This is a genomic window from Methylobacterium soli (genome assembly GCF_008806385.1).
Taxonomy (GTDB): Bacteria; Pseudomonadota; Alphaproteobacteria; order Rhizobiales; family Beijerinckiaceae; genus Methylobacterium; species Methylobacterium soli.
The window spans coordinates 93,601-109,617 of sequence record NZ_VZZK01000019.1 but is presented as its reverse complement, the minus strand read 5'-3'; the positions used below and the strand labels follow the sequence as shown (position 1 = coordinate 109,617).

The following is a 16,017-nucleotide window of genomic DNA, read 5'->3' as shown; positions in this document are numbered from 1 at the left end:
ATCAACGTGGCCGATCGTCCCAATGTTGCAGTGCGGCTTCGTGCGCGAAAACTTCTCTTTGGCCATCGTCTCTTTCCTGCGGCAAGGTCCGCTGCGGCGCGGACCTGAACGGTCGCCCTCAAGTCTGCGAGCCGGGCGAAAGGCGCGGACCGCTTAGAGGGTCGCCGTCCTTTGATCAAGGGGCAGCGCTCACGGAGCCCGGGCGCTGCGTGAAACGCCTCGGGCCGCGATCACTCGGCGGCCTTCCCGTATGCCTCGGGCGGTGGACAGCTGCACATCAGGTTGCGGTCGCCATAGGCATTGTCGACGCGGTTGACCGGCGGCCAGTACTTGTCGATCCCGAGGGTGCCGGCCGGGAAACAGGCGGCTTCGCGCGAGTAAGGCCGTTCCCAGGCTCCGATCAGGTCCTGCACCGTATGAGGGGCATTCTTGAGCGGGTTGTTCTGGCGATCCGACCGCTCCTCCTCGATCGCCCGGATCTCCTCGCGAATCGCCAGCATGGCGTCGCAGAAGCGGTCGATCTCGGCCTTGGTCTCGGATTCGGTCGGCTCGATCATCAGGGTGCCGGCCACGGGCCAACTCATCGTCGGCGGGTGGAAGCCGCAATCGATCAGGCGCTTGGCGATGTCGTCGACGCTGATGCCGGCGCTCTTCTGGAACGGCCGGACATCGATGATGCATTCATGCGCGACGCGGCCGTTCCGGCCGGCATAGAGGACCGGGTAGGCGGGCTCCAGGCGCTTGGCGATGTAGTTGGCGCTCAGGATCGCGATGCGGGTCGCCTGCGTCAGCCCGCGCCCGCCCATGAGCAGGCAATAGCTCCATGAGATCGGCAGGATCGAGGCCGAGCCGAAGGGTGCCGCCGAGACGGCGCCCTCCCCGCCCGTCTCCGGATGGCCGGGAAGGTGCGGGATGAGATGGGCCTTCACGCCGATCGGGCCCATCCCGGGGCCCCCGCCCCCGTGCGGGATGCAGAACGTCTTGTGCAGGTTGAGATGGCTCACGTCGGCGCCCACGGCGCCGGGCTGCGCGAGCCCCACGAGGGCGTTGAGGTTCGCCCCATCGAGATAGACCTGGCCGCCGTGGGCGTGGACGATGTCGCAGATCTCCCGCACCCCCTCCTCGAACACGCCGTGGGTCGACGGATAGGTGATCATGCAGGCCGCGAGGTTCGGCCCGTGCTGGGCGGCCTTGGCGCGGAAATCGTCGAGGTCGATATTGCCGTGCGGGTCGGCGCCGACCACCACCACGCTCATGCCGCACATCTGGGCGGAGGCCGGGTTCGTGCCATGCGCCGAGGACGGGATCAGGCAGATCGTCCGGTGCCCTTCCCCGCGGGCGAGATGATAGCCCCGGATGGCCAGGAGCCCGGCATACTCGCCCTGCGCGCCCGAGTTCGGCTGCATCGAGATGGCGTCATAGCCGGTGACGGCGCAGAGCTTGGCCGCCAGATCGTCGATCAGTTCGCGGTATCCCGCTGCCTGGTCCGCCGGCACGAAGGGGTGGATCTCCGAGAATTCTGGCCAGGAGATCGGCAGCATCTCGACCGTGGCATTGAGCTTCATCGTGCAGGAGCCGAGCGGGATCATCGCCCGGTCGAGGGCGAGGTCGCGGTCGGCGAGGCGGCGCATGTAGCGCGTCATCTCGCTCTCGGCCCGGTTCATGTGGAAGATCGGGTGGGTGAGATACTCGGAGGTGCGCACGAGGTCCTGGGGCAGCCGCGAACCGGGCCAGCCCTCATCGCAGGTCAGGTGCTCGCCGCCGAAGGCCCGCCAGACCGCCTGGATGATGTCGGGGCGGGTGCGCTCGTCCACCGTGATGCCGATGCGGTCGGCGCCGACCTTCCGCAGGTTCACGCCGTTCGCGACGGCATTCCCGAGGATCAGGCCCTGGAACGGGCCGACCTCGACCGTGATCGTGTCGAAGAAGGTCGCGGGCTGCACCGTGAAGCCGATCTGCGTCAGCCCTTCGGCGAGCCGCACCGCATCGCGATGCACCCGCTCCGCGATCGCCTTCAGGCCGCGCGGCCCGTGATAAACCGCGTACATCGAGGCGATGACGGCGAGCAGCACCTGCGAGGTGCAGATGTTCGACGTCGCCTTCTCGCGGCGAATGTGCTGCTCGCGGGTCTGCAGGGCGAGCCGGTAGGCGCGATTGCCCTTGGCATCCACCGAGACGCCGACGATGCGGCCGGGCAGCGCGCGCTTATGCGCGTCGCGGGTCGCCATATAGGCCGCGTGCGGGCCGCCATAGCCCATCGGCACGCCGTAGCGCTGCATCGAGCCGACCGCGATGTCGGCGCCCATCTCCCCCGGGGGCTTCAGCAGGGTGAGGGCCAGCGGATCGGCCGCCACCGCCGCCACGGCCCCGGCCTCATGCAGAGCCGCGATCGGTCCGGTGAAATCGTGGATCTCCCCGCAGACGCCCGGATACTGGAAGATCGCGCCGAACACCGCCGTCGGGTCGAGATCCGTGAAGGGGTCGCCGACGACGATGCGCCACCCGAGCGGCGCGGCGCGCGTCTTCAGCACCGCGATGGTTTGCGGCAGGCAATTCGCATCGACGAAGAAGGCATCGGCCCGCGTCTCCGCGCCGCGGCGGGCCATGCCCATCGCTTCGGCGGCGGCCGTCGCCTCGTCGAGGAGTGAGGCATTGGCGACGTCGAGCCCGGTCAGGTCGCAGACGAGGGTCTGAAAGTTGAGGAGCGCCTCGAGCCGCCCCTGGCTGATCTCCGGCTGATAGGGCGAGTAGGCGGTGTACCAGGCCGGGTTCTCGAAGATGTTGCGCTGGATCGCGGGCGGCATCGTGGTGCCGTGGTATCCCTGTCCGATCAGCGAGACGAGCAGCCGGTTCTTGTCCGCCGTCGCGCGCATGTGCTCGATCACCCGCCGCTCCGTCAGGGCGCGGCCGAAATCGAGCCGCTCGTCCTGACGGATATTTGCCGGCAAGGTCTCGTCGATGAGGCCCGGGAGATCGGGCGCGCCGACCACGGCGAGCATCTCGGAGATCTCCGCATGCGTCGGGCCGATGTGACGGCGATTGGCGAAATCGTAGGGGTCGTACCTGTCAGCGCTCATGGAAGGGTTCCGGCTCGACGTTGCGGCGGGTGGGCGGCGGGGAGGGCTGCGCCTGGAGCGAGCCCTCCGTCGCGACGCCCTACTTGGCGAAGGCGGCGTAGGCCGCCTCGTCCATGAGGCTGTCCAGCGCGCCCGGGTCGGCGAGGCGGATCCTGTAGAGCCAGCCGGCACCCTGCGGGTCGCCGCCGACGATCGTCGGATCGTCCACTACCGCCGGATTGACCTCGGTGACCTCGCCGGAGACCGGCGCGTAGACGTCGGAGGCCGCCTTGACGGACTCGACCACGGCCGCGCCTTCGCCCTTCTTCAGCGCGGCCCCGACCTTCGGGAGTTCGATGAAGACAAGGTCGCCGAGCTGCTCGGCGGCGTGGGTGGTGATGCCCACAGTGGCGATGTCGCCTTCAAGCTTCAGCCACTCGTGCTCCTCGGTGAATCTCAGCATGGTCCGTTCCTCAGGGATTGATCGGGGGTCAGCCGCGCTTGAAGCCGGCCGGGACGAAGGGAAGGCGGGTGACGGCGAGCGGCAGGCGCCGGCCGCGCACTTCGGCGAAGACCTGGCGGCCGGGCTCGGACAGGGCCGTCGGCAGGTAGCCCATGGCGACCGGCGCCTCGACGCTCGGCCCGAAGCCGCCCGAGGTGACGGCTCCGATGGGCTCAGCTTCGTCCAGATCCGCGAAGAGCGGGGCTCCCGCCCGAACCGGCATGCGGCCCTCCGGCCGGAGGCCGACGCGCAGCCGGGCCGGGCCGTCGGCGATCTCCCGCAGGATCCGCGCCGCGCCCGGGAAGCCGCCCGCGCGGGCGCCCACCTGCCGGCGCGCCGGCGAGACCGCCCAGGTCAGGCCCGCTTCGATCGGGCTCGTCCCGGGATCGATGTCGGAGCCGTGCAGGCACAGGCCCGCTTCGAGGCGCAGCGAATCGCGGGCGCCGAGCCCCACCGGCATAACCTCCGGGTGGGCGAGCAGCGTCTCGGCCACGAACGCCGCGGAATCGGCCGGAAGCGAGATCTCGAAGCCGTCCTCGCCGGTATAGCCGGATCGCGTCACGAGGGCCGGCACGCCGCCGACCGCCATCTCTCGCACATCCATGAAACGCATGGTCGCGAGGTCGGGGGCGAGTGGCGCCAGGACCGCTTCCGCCTTCGGGCCCTGCAGGGCGATCAGGGCGCGGGGCAGCATCTCGATGCGGATCGATTCGGGAAGGTGGGCGCGCAGATGCGCCGCGTCGGCCGCTTTCCGGGCGGCGTTGACGACGAGGACGAACCGGTCACCCAGATGAGCGATCATAAGGTCGTCGAGGATGCCGCCATCGACATCGGTGAGCAGCCCGTAGCGCTGCCGCCCCGGTTTCAGCCCGAGAATATCGGCGGGGATCAACGTCTCGAGGGCGCTCGCGACCGCGGCCGGATCCTCGGCCCGAAGGGCGATCTGGCCCATATGGGAGACATCGAAGAGCCCTGCCGCCGATCGCGTGTGGAGATGCTCCTTCAGTAGCCCGGCGGGGTATTGCAGCGGCATGTCGTAGCCCGCGAAGGGCACCATCCGGGCGCCGTGCAGCAGGTGCAGCGCGTGGATCGGCGTCCGTTCAGGCTCGCTCGAAGGCGGGAGGGTATGGGCAGCCGGAGCAACGGGCTCGACAGCATCTTCGTGCATCTGGATTCTCCACGACAGCCAGCATCGACACAGCTCGCGCGAGCCATGCCTTGCCCCCATCTGTCGCGGTTACCTGAGAGCTTCTCTCAACCGATTGTAGCGGTTGAGATTTCTCCTTCGGTGGACGCCTTGCGGCGCCTCTCTCCAGATTGTCCAACGATACGGTGATTGTGCCTGAGAGTTTCCGGGGGTGGTTGCTCCGTCGGCGCCATGGCTCGAACTGATCGGATGGATCTGCGCGGCCTGGGCTCTCCCGCATCGTCGTTTCGGACGCTGCAAGCCTGTCATGCTGCGGCGCATCGTGCAAGCGCGCTCCGCCTCCGACGCCAACGCTCACGCTGATTTGTCAGGTGACAGGCTCATGCCGCGGGGCGATGACCTTGCCGGATCAATGTCGCCTGTCCGGTCGACGTCGCCGCGCCGCAGCCTCTGCATCAGGCTTCCGAACGGAGCCCAATCGGTACGCAAGCGCACGAGGTTCGTGTCCTGGACCCTCCTGCACTCACGTTGTGGTGAGAAAACAACCGTTACTGAGCATCCAGCCCTGCGTTTCAGCCGCATGTGTGGCCCGGCGGGCATAGGGGACGTTCTGGCTGCGCCCTAAACTTAGCCGCATCATCCTCCGGCCTTCGGGACAGCAGACACATGATCAAGAAGCTTCTTCTCGCGAGCGCCGCCACGGCCCTCGTCGTCGGGTCCGCCCACGCCGCCGACCTGCCGCGCCGGGCGGAGCCGCCGCCGGTCTTCACGCCGATCCCGGTCTTCACTTGGACCGGCTTCTATGCCGGCCTGCATTCCGCCTACACCTTCACGGACCGTCAGCGCGTCAACACCATCGGCAACACCGCCGCGACCGCCGCGAACGTTGCGGCCGGGCGCCGGGTCCCCGCCGTGCTCACCACGACCGACGGCATCGCCAATATCGGTGGCGGCTTCGGCTACAATTATCAGTTCACGCCGGGCTCGGGCTTCGTCATCGGCTTCGCGGCTGACTGGACCTGGACCGATCTGACCAAGAACCGCTTCGTGCTCGGCGCGCCCTTCCCGGGCACCGTGGCGCCGAACCCGGCCTCCTACCGCCAGAGCCTCGATTGGCTCGGCACGCTCAACGGCAAGGTCGGCTACGCCTTCGACCGGTTCATGGTCTACGGCCTCGGCGGCTTCGCCTACGGCAACGTCTTCTACGACGTGAACTTCTACACCCCCGGCAACGCCCTTCAGTTCGCGGGTCGCTATGACGACCTCGAGACCGGCTTCTCGTATGGCGGCGGCGTCGAGTGGGCGATCCCCACCGACAGCTTCCTGAACCGCTTCGCCATCGGCTCGCTGCTCGGCATCAAGTCCGAGGCCGTGACCCTCAAGGCCGAGTACCTTCACTACGACCTCGGCAGCCGCAACGTCCTCGTGGCCGCGATCCCGAATGTCGGCACCGGGTCCTACACGGCGCGCTTCCGCACCGAGGGCAGCATCGTCCGCGCGGGTCTGAACTACAAGTTCAGCGCCTACTAAGCGTCGGATCCCTTCGATCCTTGGATCGCGAAAGGGCGGGCGTCCGAGAGGGTGTCCGCCCTTCTTGTTTGGGCTCGGGAGAAGGCCCGCAATATTCTGTCGGCGCCGATGAAGCCGGTGGAGTCAGCCTGATGGGGGCGGCCGCCGTCGGGGCCTAGCTGTCGCCGGGCTCGGGGGGCAGGCGCCGCTCAAGGCAGCCGAAATCGAGGTCTCGCGCGCATCTCGACTGGGATTCAGGAGAGCAAACCGCGACCGGATCCGTCAACCGAAGCGGCCGGGCGCCGAACCGACGCTTTCCGGGGCTCGCCTCGCCGAAGCTTTTTACGGTCCGCGGCTGATCGCGCTTGCCGCGGTGTCGGCCGCACGCATCAGGGGCGGGCGATGTCTCTCACGTCTGCGCGAGCCGGCCCGATATCCAGCGCTCGGCCTCGCCGAGGTCGCGGAAGATGGGCTTGCGCGGGTCGTCGACGCACCCGAACCCGACTTCCAGGAACCACTTGCCCGCATCCGACTCGTGCCGATCCGAGAGACGCACCAGCACCGCGACGAGACGCTCGTCGTCGAACACCAATCGGCTCTCGGTGTCGTCGCTCCCCGTTTCGACCTGCGCGGGCTGGAGGCGAAGGGTCATGCGGCCGCCCGTTCGCCCAGATGTAGGTAATTGGCCTTGAACTCGGCCATGGCTTTCAGACGGGGCAGATTCAGGATCTTCAAGCGCTTGCCCCGCAGTTCGATCAACCCCTGCCGCCTGAGGTCCTGCAGCACGCGGTTCACGTGGACGTTCGACAAGCCTGTCGTATCGCCGAGATCGGCCTGCGTGATGGGCAACTCGTAACTGTCTTCGCCAGCAAGGCCAACTGCGCGCAGGCGCAGGAGAAGTTCACAGAACAGATGGGCGATGCGCTCGATGGCCGAGCGGCAGCCGACATTCACGAGCCATTCACGAAGCGTCGCCTCGTCCACGAGGCGCGCCAGGCGCAGCGAGCGGGCGACGCGCGGATGGTTCTCGAGGAGATCACTGGCCGTCTCGGGTGAAATCCGAACGATCGTGCAGGCCGAGAGCGTGGTGATCGTGTGATCCATCGTGTCGAGGAGCGCCACGTCGAGGTCGCACAGGTCCCCGGGCATGAGATAGGCCATGATCTGCCGCGCGCCACTCGCCCGCAACTTGTGCCGGCAGGCGATGCCGCTCATCACCAGGAACACGCCGTCCGGGGCGTCGCCCTCGCGGACGAGGTCGGTATGCGGGGGAACGACACGGGGATGGGCGCTGATCTGCGCCAGCATCGCGCGGTCCTCATCCGTCAGGGCGGTGAAGCACTCGAGCTTGCGGATGAAGGGATTGCTGGCATCGCCTGCCTGGCCCGCCCATCGCACCGGGGCGTCGAGGGCCGATCCGCCGCTCGCCGATGCACAGATCTCTTCGAGGAGCGCCACGATATCGGAGGGCAGAGCCGGCTTGGCAAGGCATGGCACGCCCTGCAATTCCTGCGCGCGCGGCTCGGTGAGCACCGCGTCCGCATGGATCAGGAAAGGGACGCCGCAACGGCGCAAAGCCGCGGTCAGGACGAGGCTGCTTTGATCCTTCAGCGGGAGCCCGAGGATTGCGACGGTCGGCACCTGTTGCCGAAGCAGCGCGAGGGCGTCGGCCGCGCTGGCGAATGGCCCGAGGACCCGGTAACCGGCATGCTCCAGAGCGTCCTTGAGGTCCACGGCTACCAAGGCATCGCGTTCGGTCAACAAGACTACGGGCGGCTGATTCATCAATCCCTGCTGACTACCCGACGAACGGTCTGCCTATCGCGATCATGCCTCGCGAAGATTAGGAACGGAAGTTGTAAACATAGAATGTTATCCGAGCAACCGATCCTGATGCCCGGTGTGGTTTCAAACGGTCGAATAGCGCCCAAGCGACCGCTTAATTTAACCCATGTTGATTTGTGACCGATCATATTCATTCCTATGACATCGCGCGCAGGTCGATCGCGCAGAGGCGAAAGGCAAGGCAGCGTCCGCTCTTGCCTCAAGGGAAGCAAAAATCGGTTTCAAGGCCGAAATGCTGTGAGCCAAACCGACCGCAGTAGATCGTGGCGAGCGAAGATTATGGGCTCTTGCGAAGATGTCTTGAATTTAGCGGGCCAACTCTGTATCAGATTTTGATCATTGCTAGGGTCCATGGCGGGTATCTCTACTTGCTGCGAAGCAGTGTTGGCTCGCGCACTCGGAAAAGCTTGATTGGCCGGATCGCGATCGGATTGGCCGACCCGGAAAGAATGGTACGAGCGGCGCCGGGTCTCCTCGGCTATGCCTGAGTTTCCGACGACCCCATCATCCAAGGTCCCGGCGCTGCCGCCGCATTCCTTCCGGCAAGCCGAAGCCGGCGCGTCACGGGCTTGGCCGGGCGCGGGACCGGCCGGCGGACGAACCTGCCGAGCCGCATGGACAAGCTGGTCGTCGCAGGCGCAATTCTGTTGCTGATCGCGCTGGGGTCGATCCCCCTGCCCGCTCACTGTCCTCTGCTGCGCGCGGCGCCCGAGCCGCGCGGAGACCGGCGCGGCGCCTTTGCGGTTCGGGGAGACGGAGGTATCACGGGCACGAACCCGACCCATGCCAACGCTGTCCGCGCCGTCCTGATCACCGACCCGTCCCCGAGGAGGCGGCCGTCCGCGGCCGAGTCGACCATGCGCCGTCACCGCCACGCCAAGATCATCGCCACCGTCGGGCCTGCCAGCTCCTCGCCCGAGATGCTGCACGCCCTGTTCCTGGCCGGCGTCGACACCTTCCGGCTGAATTTCAGCCACGGCACTCAGGCCGATCATGCCAAGGTCCATGCCGCGATCCGCGCTCTGGAGCATGAGATCGGCCGCCCGATCGGCATCCTTCAGGACCTGCAGGGCCCGAAGATCCGCGTCGGCACGGTGGCGGGCGGCCGCCTCGACGTCGTGCCCGGCGAGGTCATCCGCTTCGTCCTCGATGGCGACGAGGGCGACAAGGGCGCGATCCCGCTGCACCATCCCGAGATCTTTGCTGCCGTCGCCCCGGGTCAGGAACTCCTGATCGACGACGGGCGCGTGCGCGTGAAGGTGGTCGGCCTCACCCAGGACAGCATCGATGCGGAGGTGGTGATCGGCGGGGTCATCTCGAACCGCAAGGGCGTCAACCTTCCGGGCACGCTCCTGGACCTCTCGCCGCTCACCGCGAAGGACCGGGCCGACCTTGCCTTCGGGCTCGAACTCGGCGTCGACTGGGTGGCGCTCTCCTTCGTGCAGAAGCCGGCCGACCTGATCGAGGCCCGGGCCCTCATCGGAGACGGCGCCGGCATCATGACCAAGGTCGAGAAGCCGCAGGCGCTGGAGCGGATCGACGATATCATCCGGCTGTCCGACGCAGTGATGGTCGCGCGCGGCGATCTCGGCGTCGAGATCCCGCACGAGGACGTGCCTGGCCGCCAGAAGGAGTTGATCCGCGCCTGCCGCCTCGCGGTGAAGCCCGTCGTCGTGGCGACGCAGATGCTCGACTCGATGGTGTCCGCCCCGACTCCGACCCGGGCCGAGGCCTCGGACGTGGCCACCGCGATCTACGACGGCGCGGACGCCGTCATGCTCTCGGCCGAGTCCGCCACCGGCCGCTTCCCCGTCGAGACGGTCTCCATGATGGCCCGCATCATCTGTCGGACGGAGGAGCATAAGCTCTACCGGTCCCTGATCAGCGCCTCGGAGCCCGGCGAGGAGGAGACCCCGCCCCACGCGATCGCGACGGCGACGGCCGGCCTCGCGGATGCCGTCGGGGCGGCGGCGATCGTCGCCTACACGCTCAGCGGGACGACGGCCGCCCGCGTGGCGCGCAAGCGGCCCGCGGTTCCGATCCTGGCGCTGACGCCGGATCTCGGGACCTCTCGGCGGCTCTGCCTCCTCTGGGGGGCGCACAGCGTCCGGGCGGATGAGGTGAGCTCCTACGAGGAGATGGTGACGAACGCGGTCGCCCATGCGGTGGAGGAGGAATTCGCCAAGCCCCACGATCTCGTGGTCGTGGCGGCCGGCATTCCCTTCGCGGTCGCGGGGAACACCAACAACATCAGGCTCGCCCAGGTCTGACGCCGGCTCGGGAATTCGGCCGCTCTCCGCTGGAGAGCGCGTCACGAAATTGACTTGAGGTCGTTCCCGATTGCAGCCCGCTCGGGAACGGCTTCAATGGCCCTTGCGGGCCCGAGCCCGTCGGGCGGCCGCGGCCGGATAAGGGCCCGGCCCGACACCCCGCGCGCCTCACACCAGCCTCGACGGACAGCCAGCCATCGGCGGCATATCGCCGAGCCGAATGCGCCCGCTCGGCATTCCCGCATCCGATCAAAAGGGTTCTTTCGGTGATGGGGCCGGAGCTCATCCGTGCTGCCAGGCAGCCGCTGTTCGTCCACCGGGCCTGTGAAAAGGCACCGGAGAAATTTTGGAACAGTTTTTCTCGCGGTGCCGTTCCTCGGATTAGAGCTTCGAAAACGCAGAGTGGAATTCAGAAAAGACGAGACAAATTCCTTCTACATGGATTATATGCCATGTATCGGTTGGCATAAATAGCAGCAAAAATTCCTGCCTCTACATCGGTTAAGCGCGAGCCAGCCCTGATTTCATAATCATCTTTCATGTCATCAGCCTCGGATCATATGATTTCGTGGGCTCTTTTAGTGTGTCGAAATAACAAAAGATAAATATACTTTTGCTGTGCAGTTTTGACGCGGTTGTGCATTGCAGCAAAAGTGTTTACCAATAACGCAAATCGCGGCTTGAGAGCGGGTTATCCTGAGTCTCAACCGTCTTATGCTCGCCTTCGACTGGCGAGATATCTTTTTTCGCTTGCCGGATGGCCGCTCGGCGGTCTGACGACAAGTCATGCCGGAGATATCGATGCCGCAGAAGCTTGCCGCAGACGTTGGGGCTGCGTCCGATCGTGCATCGCAGGCCAGCCGCCAGAGGACCCAGACGCGGATTGTCCGGATCTCCTCGTACTCGGTCGCGGGTGTGCTGGCCGTCCTGATGACCACCGCGACGCTGCCGCCGCTCCTCGCCGATCAATCGGACCGCGCCGTCATCAACGCACCGATCACGCTCCTCACGGCGCCGATTACCGGCGAGGTCATCGACCTTCTCGGCCGCGTGGGACAGCGGCTCGAACCCGGACAGGCGGTGGCCTACCTGCATAATGGCCGCGTCGACCGAAGTACGTTGATCGGCCTCGACAGCAAGGTCGATGAGCTTGAGGGCTCCCTCGTCGCAGCACGCGAGAAGAAGGACTCGGATCTCCGCTATGTCGCGGCACTGGACGGCGAGATCCGCCAGCAGACCGAGCAGATGATCGCGCGCCTCCAGGGTGAGGTCGCCGAAGCCCGCGCGCGGGTGTCGTCGGCCGATGCGGAAGGCCAGTCGACGAAGGCCGTGGTCGATCGTCAGCAATCCATGGTCGACCGGAACACCGCCAGTATCGATCTCCTCCGCCCGACCCAGCACAAGCTCGAGGCGGCCCGCTTCGACAAGGACGCCGAGACGGCGAAGCTGAACCAGAAGCTTGCGCAGCTCGAGGGTGTCAGGAAGGGCGTCTTCGTCGGCAACGAACTGAACAGTCTCGCGGTCCTCGCCCAGAAGCGTCGCGACCTCGCCTTCGATGCGCAACGCCTCGCGATCGAGGAAAGCCAGCTCGCCGCGAGCCTCAAGGCACAGAGGACGCTCCTCGGCGCGGAGAAGAAGCGCCTGGACAGCCTCACGGACGCGCAGATGCGGGCCATGAACGGTGGCGTCGTGATGAATCTGGGGGTCGCGCCGGGCCGGCACGTCAATCCTGGCGATTCCGTCGCAACGCTGATCGATTGCGACCAGGCCTTCGTGGTCGGCATCTTCTCGTACCGTCAGGCACAGGATCTTGCGGTCGGCACGCCGGTTCGGATCTCCGGATCGAACCCGGACGGCCCTCGCCGGGGCACGGTCAGCGAGATCCTTCCGAAGACGAGCGACAAGACCGACGAGCAATACGCTGTCCCGTTTCCGCAGACGGAGCGGCGCGAGATGTACGTCCTCGTCAGCCTCGACCGCGACCAGCCGGCCCGCCCGGCGGCGAGCGTGCTCGCGCCGACCCAGAGCAGCCCCTGCTCGGTCGGCCAATGGGTGACGATCACCCGCGAGAACAGCTGGCTGCCCTCTGCCTCGGTGGCGTGGAGGACGGTCGCGGACGGCGTGTCCGGCAAGGAGGTGGGCAACGCCCTCAACGCCGTCGCGGGCGGTGTGTCGAGCGCCTCCGCGGCCGTCCTGCGCGGCGTCACCTCACCGGAAGCGAAGGACGCATGGGGCGCCGTCTCCAGCGGAGCGGTCCGCACCGCGGGCCTCGTCGCGAACGGTGTCTCGGCGCTCGTCGAGAAGGTTACGGCTCCGAAGATCACGGTGCCGGCGCAGGGCAAGGAACAGGATGGGCGTCGCGCAGAGAACGGCCGTTGATCGGCCGCATCGGTCTCGGCCTCCTCGCGCTCGCCGTGGTGGCCCGGTCGGCTGAGGCCGAGCCGGTGCCCGCTCGGGAAACCCTGGCGCACGCGCTCTGTTCAGCGCTCGCGTCGGCCGTCGATGCAGCGGGCGGCGACAAGGCCGGCCCGGTCTTCCTGGTAAGCTACGCGCCAGGACCCGACCGACAGGAACTGCCGCCGGCCCTGCACCAATCGGCCTTCACCTACGACAACGCGCTCGCCGCCATCGCGCTGACGGCGTGCGGCGGACGCGAGCGGGCCCGACGGATCGGGGACGCGTTGCTGCACGCCCTCGCGCAGGATCGGACCTTCCACGACGGCCGCATCCGAAACGCCTACCGGGCAGGCCCCCTCGACGCTGGCCCCCCTGCCCTGCCGGGCTGGTGGGATGCACGGCAGAATCTCTGGGCCGAGGACGCGTATCAGGACGGGACGGCGACCGGGAACGTGGCCTGGGCGGCGCTCGCGCTTCTGACCCTCGATCAGGACGCGCCCGACCGGCGCTACCGCGCGGGAGCGGAGCGAATGCTCGGCTGGATCATCGCCAATACCCGCGATGAACGCGAGCCCGCGGGCTTCTCCGGCGGATTCGATGGCTTCGACCCGTCCCAAACGAAGCTCGCCTGGAAATCGACGGAGCACAATCTCGACATCCATGCGGTCGCGGCCTGGCTCGGGCGCCTGAACGGCAGCGCCGAGAGCCGCGAGGCGGCCCGCCTCGCCCGAGGCTTCCTCGACGCCGCCTTCGCGGAGGGGCCTGGTCTGTTCCGCCTCGGGACGCGGCCGGACGGACGCCTGCAGACGCTGGACCATCTGGCACTCGACACGCAGCTCTGGCCACTTCTCGGCGTGGCGACGCCGCCGAATGCGTGGCGCCGCGCGGTGGCGGGCGCGCAGGAGCGTCTCGCGGTCCCGGGCGGCTTCGACTTCAACGAGGATCGCGACGGGCTCTGGGTGGAGGGGACGGCACAGGCCGCCCTGACCCTGAGGGCGCTGGGGCGCATTGAGGATGCGAGGCCGCTCCTTGCCACGCTCTCCGGCCAGATCGCGCCGTCCGGATATCTGTTCGCGGCGCGTGAGCCCCGCATCACCACCGGCATCGCGGTCGGCCCGGCGAGCGCCGAGCCGGATTTCTTCTATCACCGGCGCCCGCATCTCGGCGCCACCGCCTGGGGGGCACTCGCGGCCCTGGGCTGGAATCCCTTCACCGGACGGAGCGTGGATTAGGCGTCATGTTTCCCTCATCCCCCGACGTCTCCGCGGTCCTGACGACCGATCTCGGCATCCTGCTCGGCCTGCTCGTCATGGCGGCATTGCTCGATCGCGCGAGCGCGGCGGCCCGCATCCTGTTCGGATCCGCGACCGCAACCCTGATCCTCTGCTACGCCGCATGGCGCTGGCACGACACCCTGCCGCGCTTCGAGCCCGGCCTCGATCACCTCTGGCCCTACCTGTTCTTCTCCTTCGAGATGGTGGCCATCCTCTACACGCTGATGTCGATCGTGATCCTGTTCCGCTTCAAGGATCGCTCGGCGGAGGCCGACCGCGAGGAGGCACGCCTGAAGGAGAACGGCGATTGGCCAGCCGTCGACATCTTCATCTGCACCTACAACGAGCCCGAGGAGGTCGTGGAGAAATCGATCATCCCGGCGCTCGCGGTCGATTACCCGAACGCGACGGTCTGGGTCTGCGACGACACGCGCCGCGGCTGGCTCAAGGCCTATTGCGAGCGGGTCGGAGCGAACTACATCACGCGGCCCGACAACAAGGGCGCCAAGGCCGGCAACCTCAACAACGCGCTCGCCCACACCGCGGCCCGCACGAATGCGCCGATCATCCTCGTCCTGGACGCGGATTTTGCGGTGGCGCCGAACATCCTGCGCCGCACCGTCGGGCTCTTCCACGATGAGCGGGCGGCGGTGGTGCAGACGCCGCAATTCTTCTTCAACGCGGACCCGATCCAGCACAACCTGATGGCGGCGGAGGCCTGGGTCGACGACCAGCGCATCTTCTTCGACGTGTTTCAGCCGGCCAAGGACGCGTGGGGCTGCGCCTTCTGCGTCGGCACCTCCTTCCTGGTTCGGCGCGACCGGGTGACGGAAGCGGGCGGCTTCCCCCACGATGCGATCTGCGAAGACATCAACCTGACCTACACGCTGATGCGCGACGGCTACGAGACGCATTGGCTGAATGAGCGCCTGAGTGCTGGTCTCTCGGCGGAAGGATTGCCGGAATACATCACCCAGCGCACTCGCTGGTGCCTCGGCACGATGCAGGTGGCGCTCCTGCGGGTGGGACCGTTCCTCGGACGGAACTACACGCTGATGCAGCGTCTGCACTACCTGCACGGCGTCCTGAACTGGCTGTGCAAGCCGTTCATCGTCCTGATGCTCGTGGCGCCGTCGATCTACTGGTTCTTCGACATGCCAGCCTTCTACGCCGACTATCTCTCCTTCCTGCGCTACGGCCTGCCCGCCTTGATGGCCCTGTGGATCTACAGCAGCTGGGTCTCCGGCGGGCGGACGCTGCCCCTGTTCATGGAGGTGACCCACACCATGACGGCGCTCGCCATCACCTTGACGTTGATCTCGGCTGCGATCCGCCCCTTCGGCCGGCCGTTCAAGGTGACGGACAAGGGCGGCGACCGCTCCGTCTCGATGGTGCGCTGGCGGATGGCCGCCGGGTTCGGGGCGATCTCGCTCCTGTCGGCCGGCTCGATCATCTGGTCGTTCGTCTCGCCCTCCGGCGCGAGCGAGATTTCGCCGATCGATTACTTCAACCTTCTATGGGCCGGGGTGGCGATGCTGTTCACCTTCGTGGCCTTCCTGGTCTGCTTCGAGCGGCCCCGCGAGCCGGAAGCCTTCCGCATCGACGAATCGAGCTGGATCGGCCTGGAGGGGACGGCCCATGCCTGCACCATCACCCGAATCGGCATGGACTCGGCGGTGCTGCAGCTTCCCGCCACCGCGCCGCCCCTCGTGCCTGGATTGCCCATGCATCTCTATATCGAGAGCGCCGGCTGGGTGGCTGCCCATGTCGATCGCCGCGACGGCGATGCGGTGAGCCTCGGCCTCGAACCGGAACCGGCGCAGCGCGAGGCCCTCATCCTCCGTCTCTTCACGACCGCCGTCGATCCGATCGCCAGAACGGCGAGCCTCGGCATCGCCCTGCGGGGACTCGCCCAGCGCTGCTTCCACGCAGCTTAGCCCGGCATTCCATCGCATTGTCTGAGATAACCTTGCGGAGAGCATCGGAGATCTACGAGCCGTGCCGGTCCTGCTCGGGC

10 protein-coding genes and 1 riboswitch are annotated in these 16,017 nt (G+C 67.3%); of the genes, 5 read left to right on the top strand and 5 right to left on the bottom strand.

Going from position 1 to position 16,017, the window contains the following annotated elements; genetic code table 11:
- Positions 1 to 230 precede the first annotated feature (230 nt).
- The 3 genes from gcvP to gcvT form a co-directional block, all read right to left on the bottom strand.
- A complete protein-coding gene (gene gcvP / locus F6X53_RS18285; RefSeq protein ID WP_151001621.1) occupies positions 231 to 3,077 on the bottom strand; it encodes an aminomethyl-transferring glycine dehydrogenase in 2,847 nt (948 codons plus the stop codon).
- A gap of 79 nt (positions 3,078 to 3,156) precedes the next feature.
- The gene (gcvH, locus tag F6X53_RS18280; RefSeq protein ID WP_151001620.1) at positions 3,157 to 3,519 is read right to left on the bottom strand and encodes a glycine cleavage system protein GcvH; all 363 of its coding nucleotides are present in this window, start codon (positions 3,517 to 3,519) and stop codon (positions 3,157 to 3,159) included.
- A gap of 28 nt (positions 3,520 to 3,547) precedes the next feature.
- Positions 3,548 to 4,726 (bottom strand): glycine cleavage system aminomethyltransferase GcvT, encoded by a 1,179-nt coding sequence (gene gcvT / locus F6X53_RS18275; RefSeq protein ID WP_151001619.1) that lies wholly within the window; start codon positions 4,724 to 4,726, stop codon positions 3,548 to 3,550.
- A gap of 50 nt (positions 4,727 to 4,776) precedes the next feature.
- A riboswitch (glycine riboswitch) is annotated at positions 4,777 to 4,884 on the bottom strand.
- Positions 4,885 to 5,371: 487 nt separating this feature from the next.
- On the opposite strand from gcvT, the gene F6X53_RS18270 reads away from it, so the two are divergent.
- A complete protein-coding gene (locus F6X53_RS18270) occupies positions 5,372 to 6,235 on the top strand; it encodes an outer membrane protein (protein WP_151001618.1) in 864 nt (287 codons plus the stop codon).
- Positions 6,236 to 6,623: 388 nt separating this feature from the next.
- Here F6X53_RS18270 and F6X53_RS18265 read toward each other — a convergent pair whose 3' ends face one another.
- Both F6X53_RS18265 and F6X53_RS18260 read right to left on the bottom strand, forming a co-directional pair.
- The gene (locus F6X53_RS18265) at positions 6,624 to 6,866 is read right to left on the bottom strand and encodes a hypothetical protein (RefSeq protein WP_151001617.1); all 243 of its coding nucleotides are present in this window, start codon (positions 6,864 to 6,866) and stop codon (positions 6,624 to 6,626) included.
- Positions 6,863 to 7,975, bottom strand: coding sequence for a helix-turn-helix domain-containing protein (locus F6X53_RS18260; protein ID WP_244965590.1), 1,113 nt, complete (start codon positions 7,973 to 7,975; stop codon positions 6,863 to 6,865). The genes F6X53_RS18265 and F6X53_RS18260 overlap by 4 nt, the downstream gene beginning before the upstream one ends.
- A gap of 941 nt (positions 7,976 to 8,916) precedes the next feature.
- Between F6X53_RS18260 and pyk the strand changes: the two genes are divergently transcribed.
- The 4 genes from pyk to F6X53_RS18240 all read left to right on the top strand — a co-directional run bounded on the left by pyk (position 8,917) and on the right by F6X53_RS18240 (position 15,937).
- Positions 8,917 to 10,329 carry a pyruvate kinase gene (gene pyk / locus F6X53_RS18255; RefSeq protein WP_151001615.1) on the top strand — a complete coding sequence of 471 codons (1,413 nt, stop codon included), beginning with the start codon at positions 8,917 to 8,919 and terminating at the stop codon, positions 10,327 to 10,329.
- An 801-nt stretch (positions 10,330 to 11,130) separates the two neighbouring features.
- Positions 11,131 to 12,708, top strand: a complete 1,578-nt coding sequence (locus tag F6X53_RS18250; RefSeq protein WP_191970889.1) for an HlyD family secretion protein — start codon at positions 11,131 to 11,133, stop codon at positions 12,706 to 12,708.
- 65 nt (positions 12,709 to 12,773) lie between these two features.
- Positions 12,774 to 13,958 carry a hypothetical protein gene (locus tag F6X53_RS18245; protein WP_151001633.1) on the top strand — a complete coding sequence of 395 codons (1,185 nt, stop codon included), beginning with the start codon at positions 12,774 to 12,776 and terminating at the stop codon, positions 13,956 to 13,958.
- A gap of 5 nt (positions 13,959 to 13,963) precedes the next feature.
- Entirely contained in the window at positions 13,964 to 15,937 is a 1,974-nt protein-coding gene (locus F6X53_RS18240) for a glycosyltransferase family 2 protein (RefSeq protein WP_151001613.1), read from the top strand.
- The last annotated feature ends 80 nt before the right edge of the window (positions 15,938 to 16,017 follow it).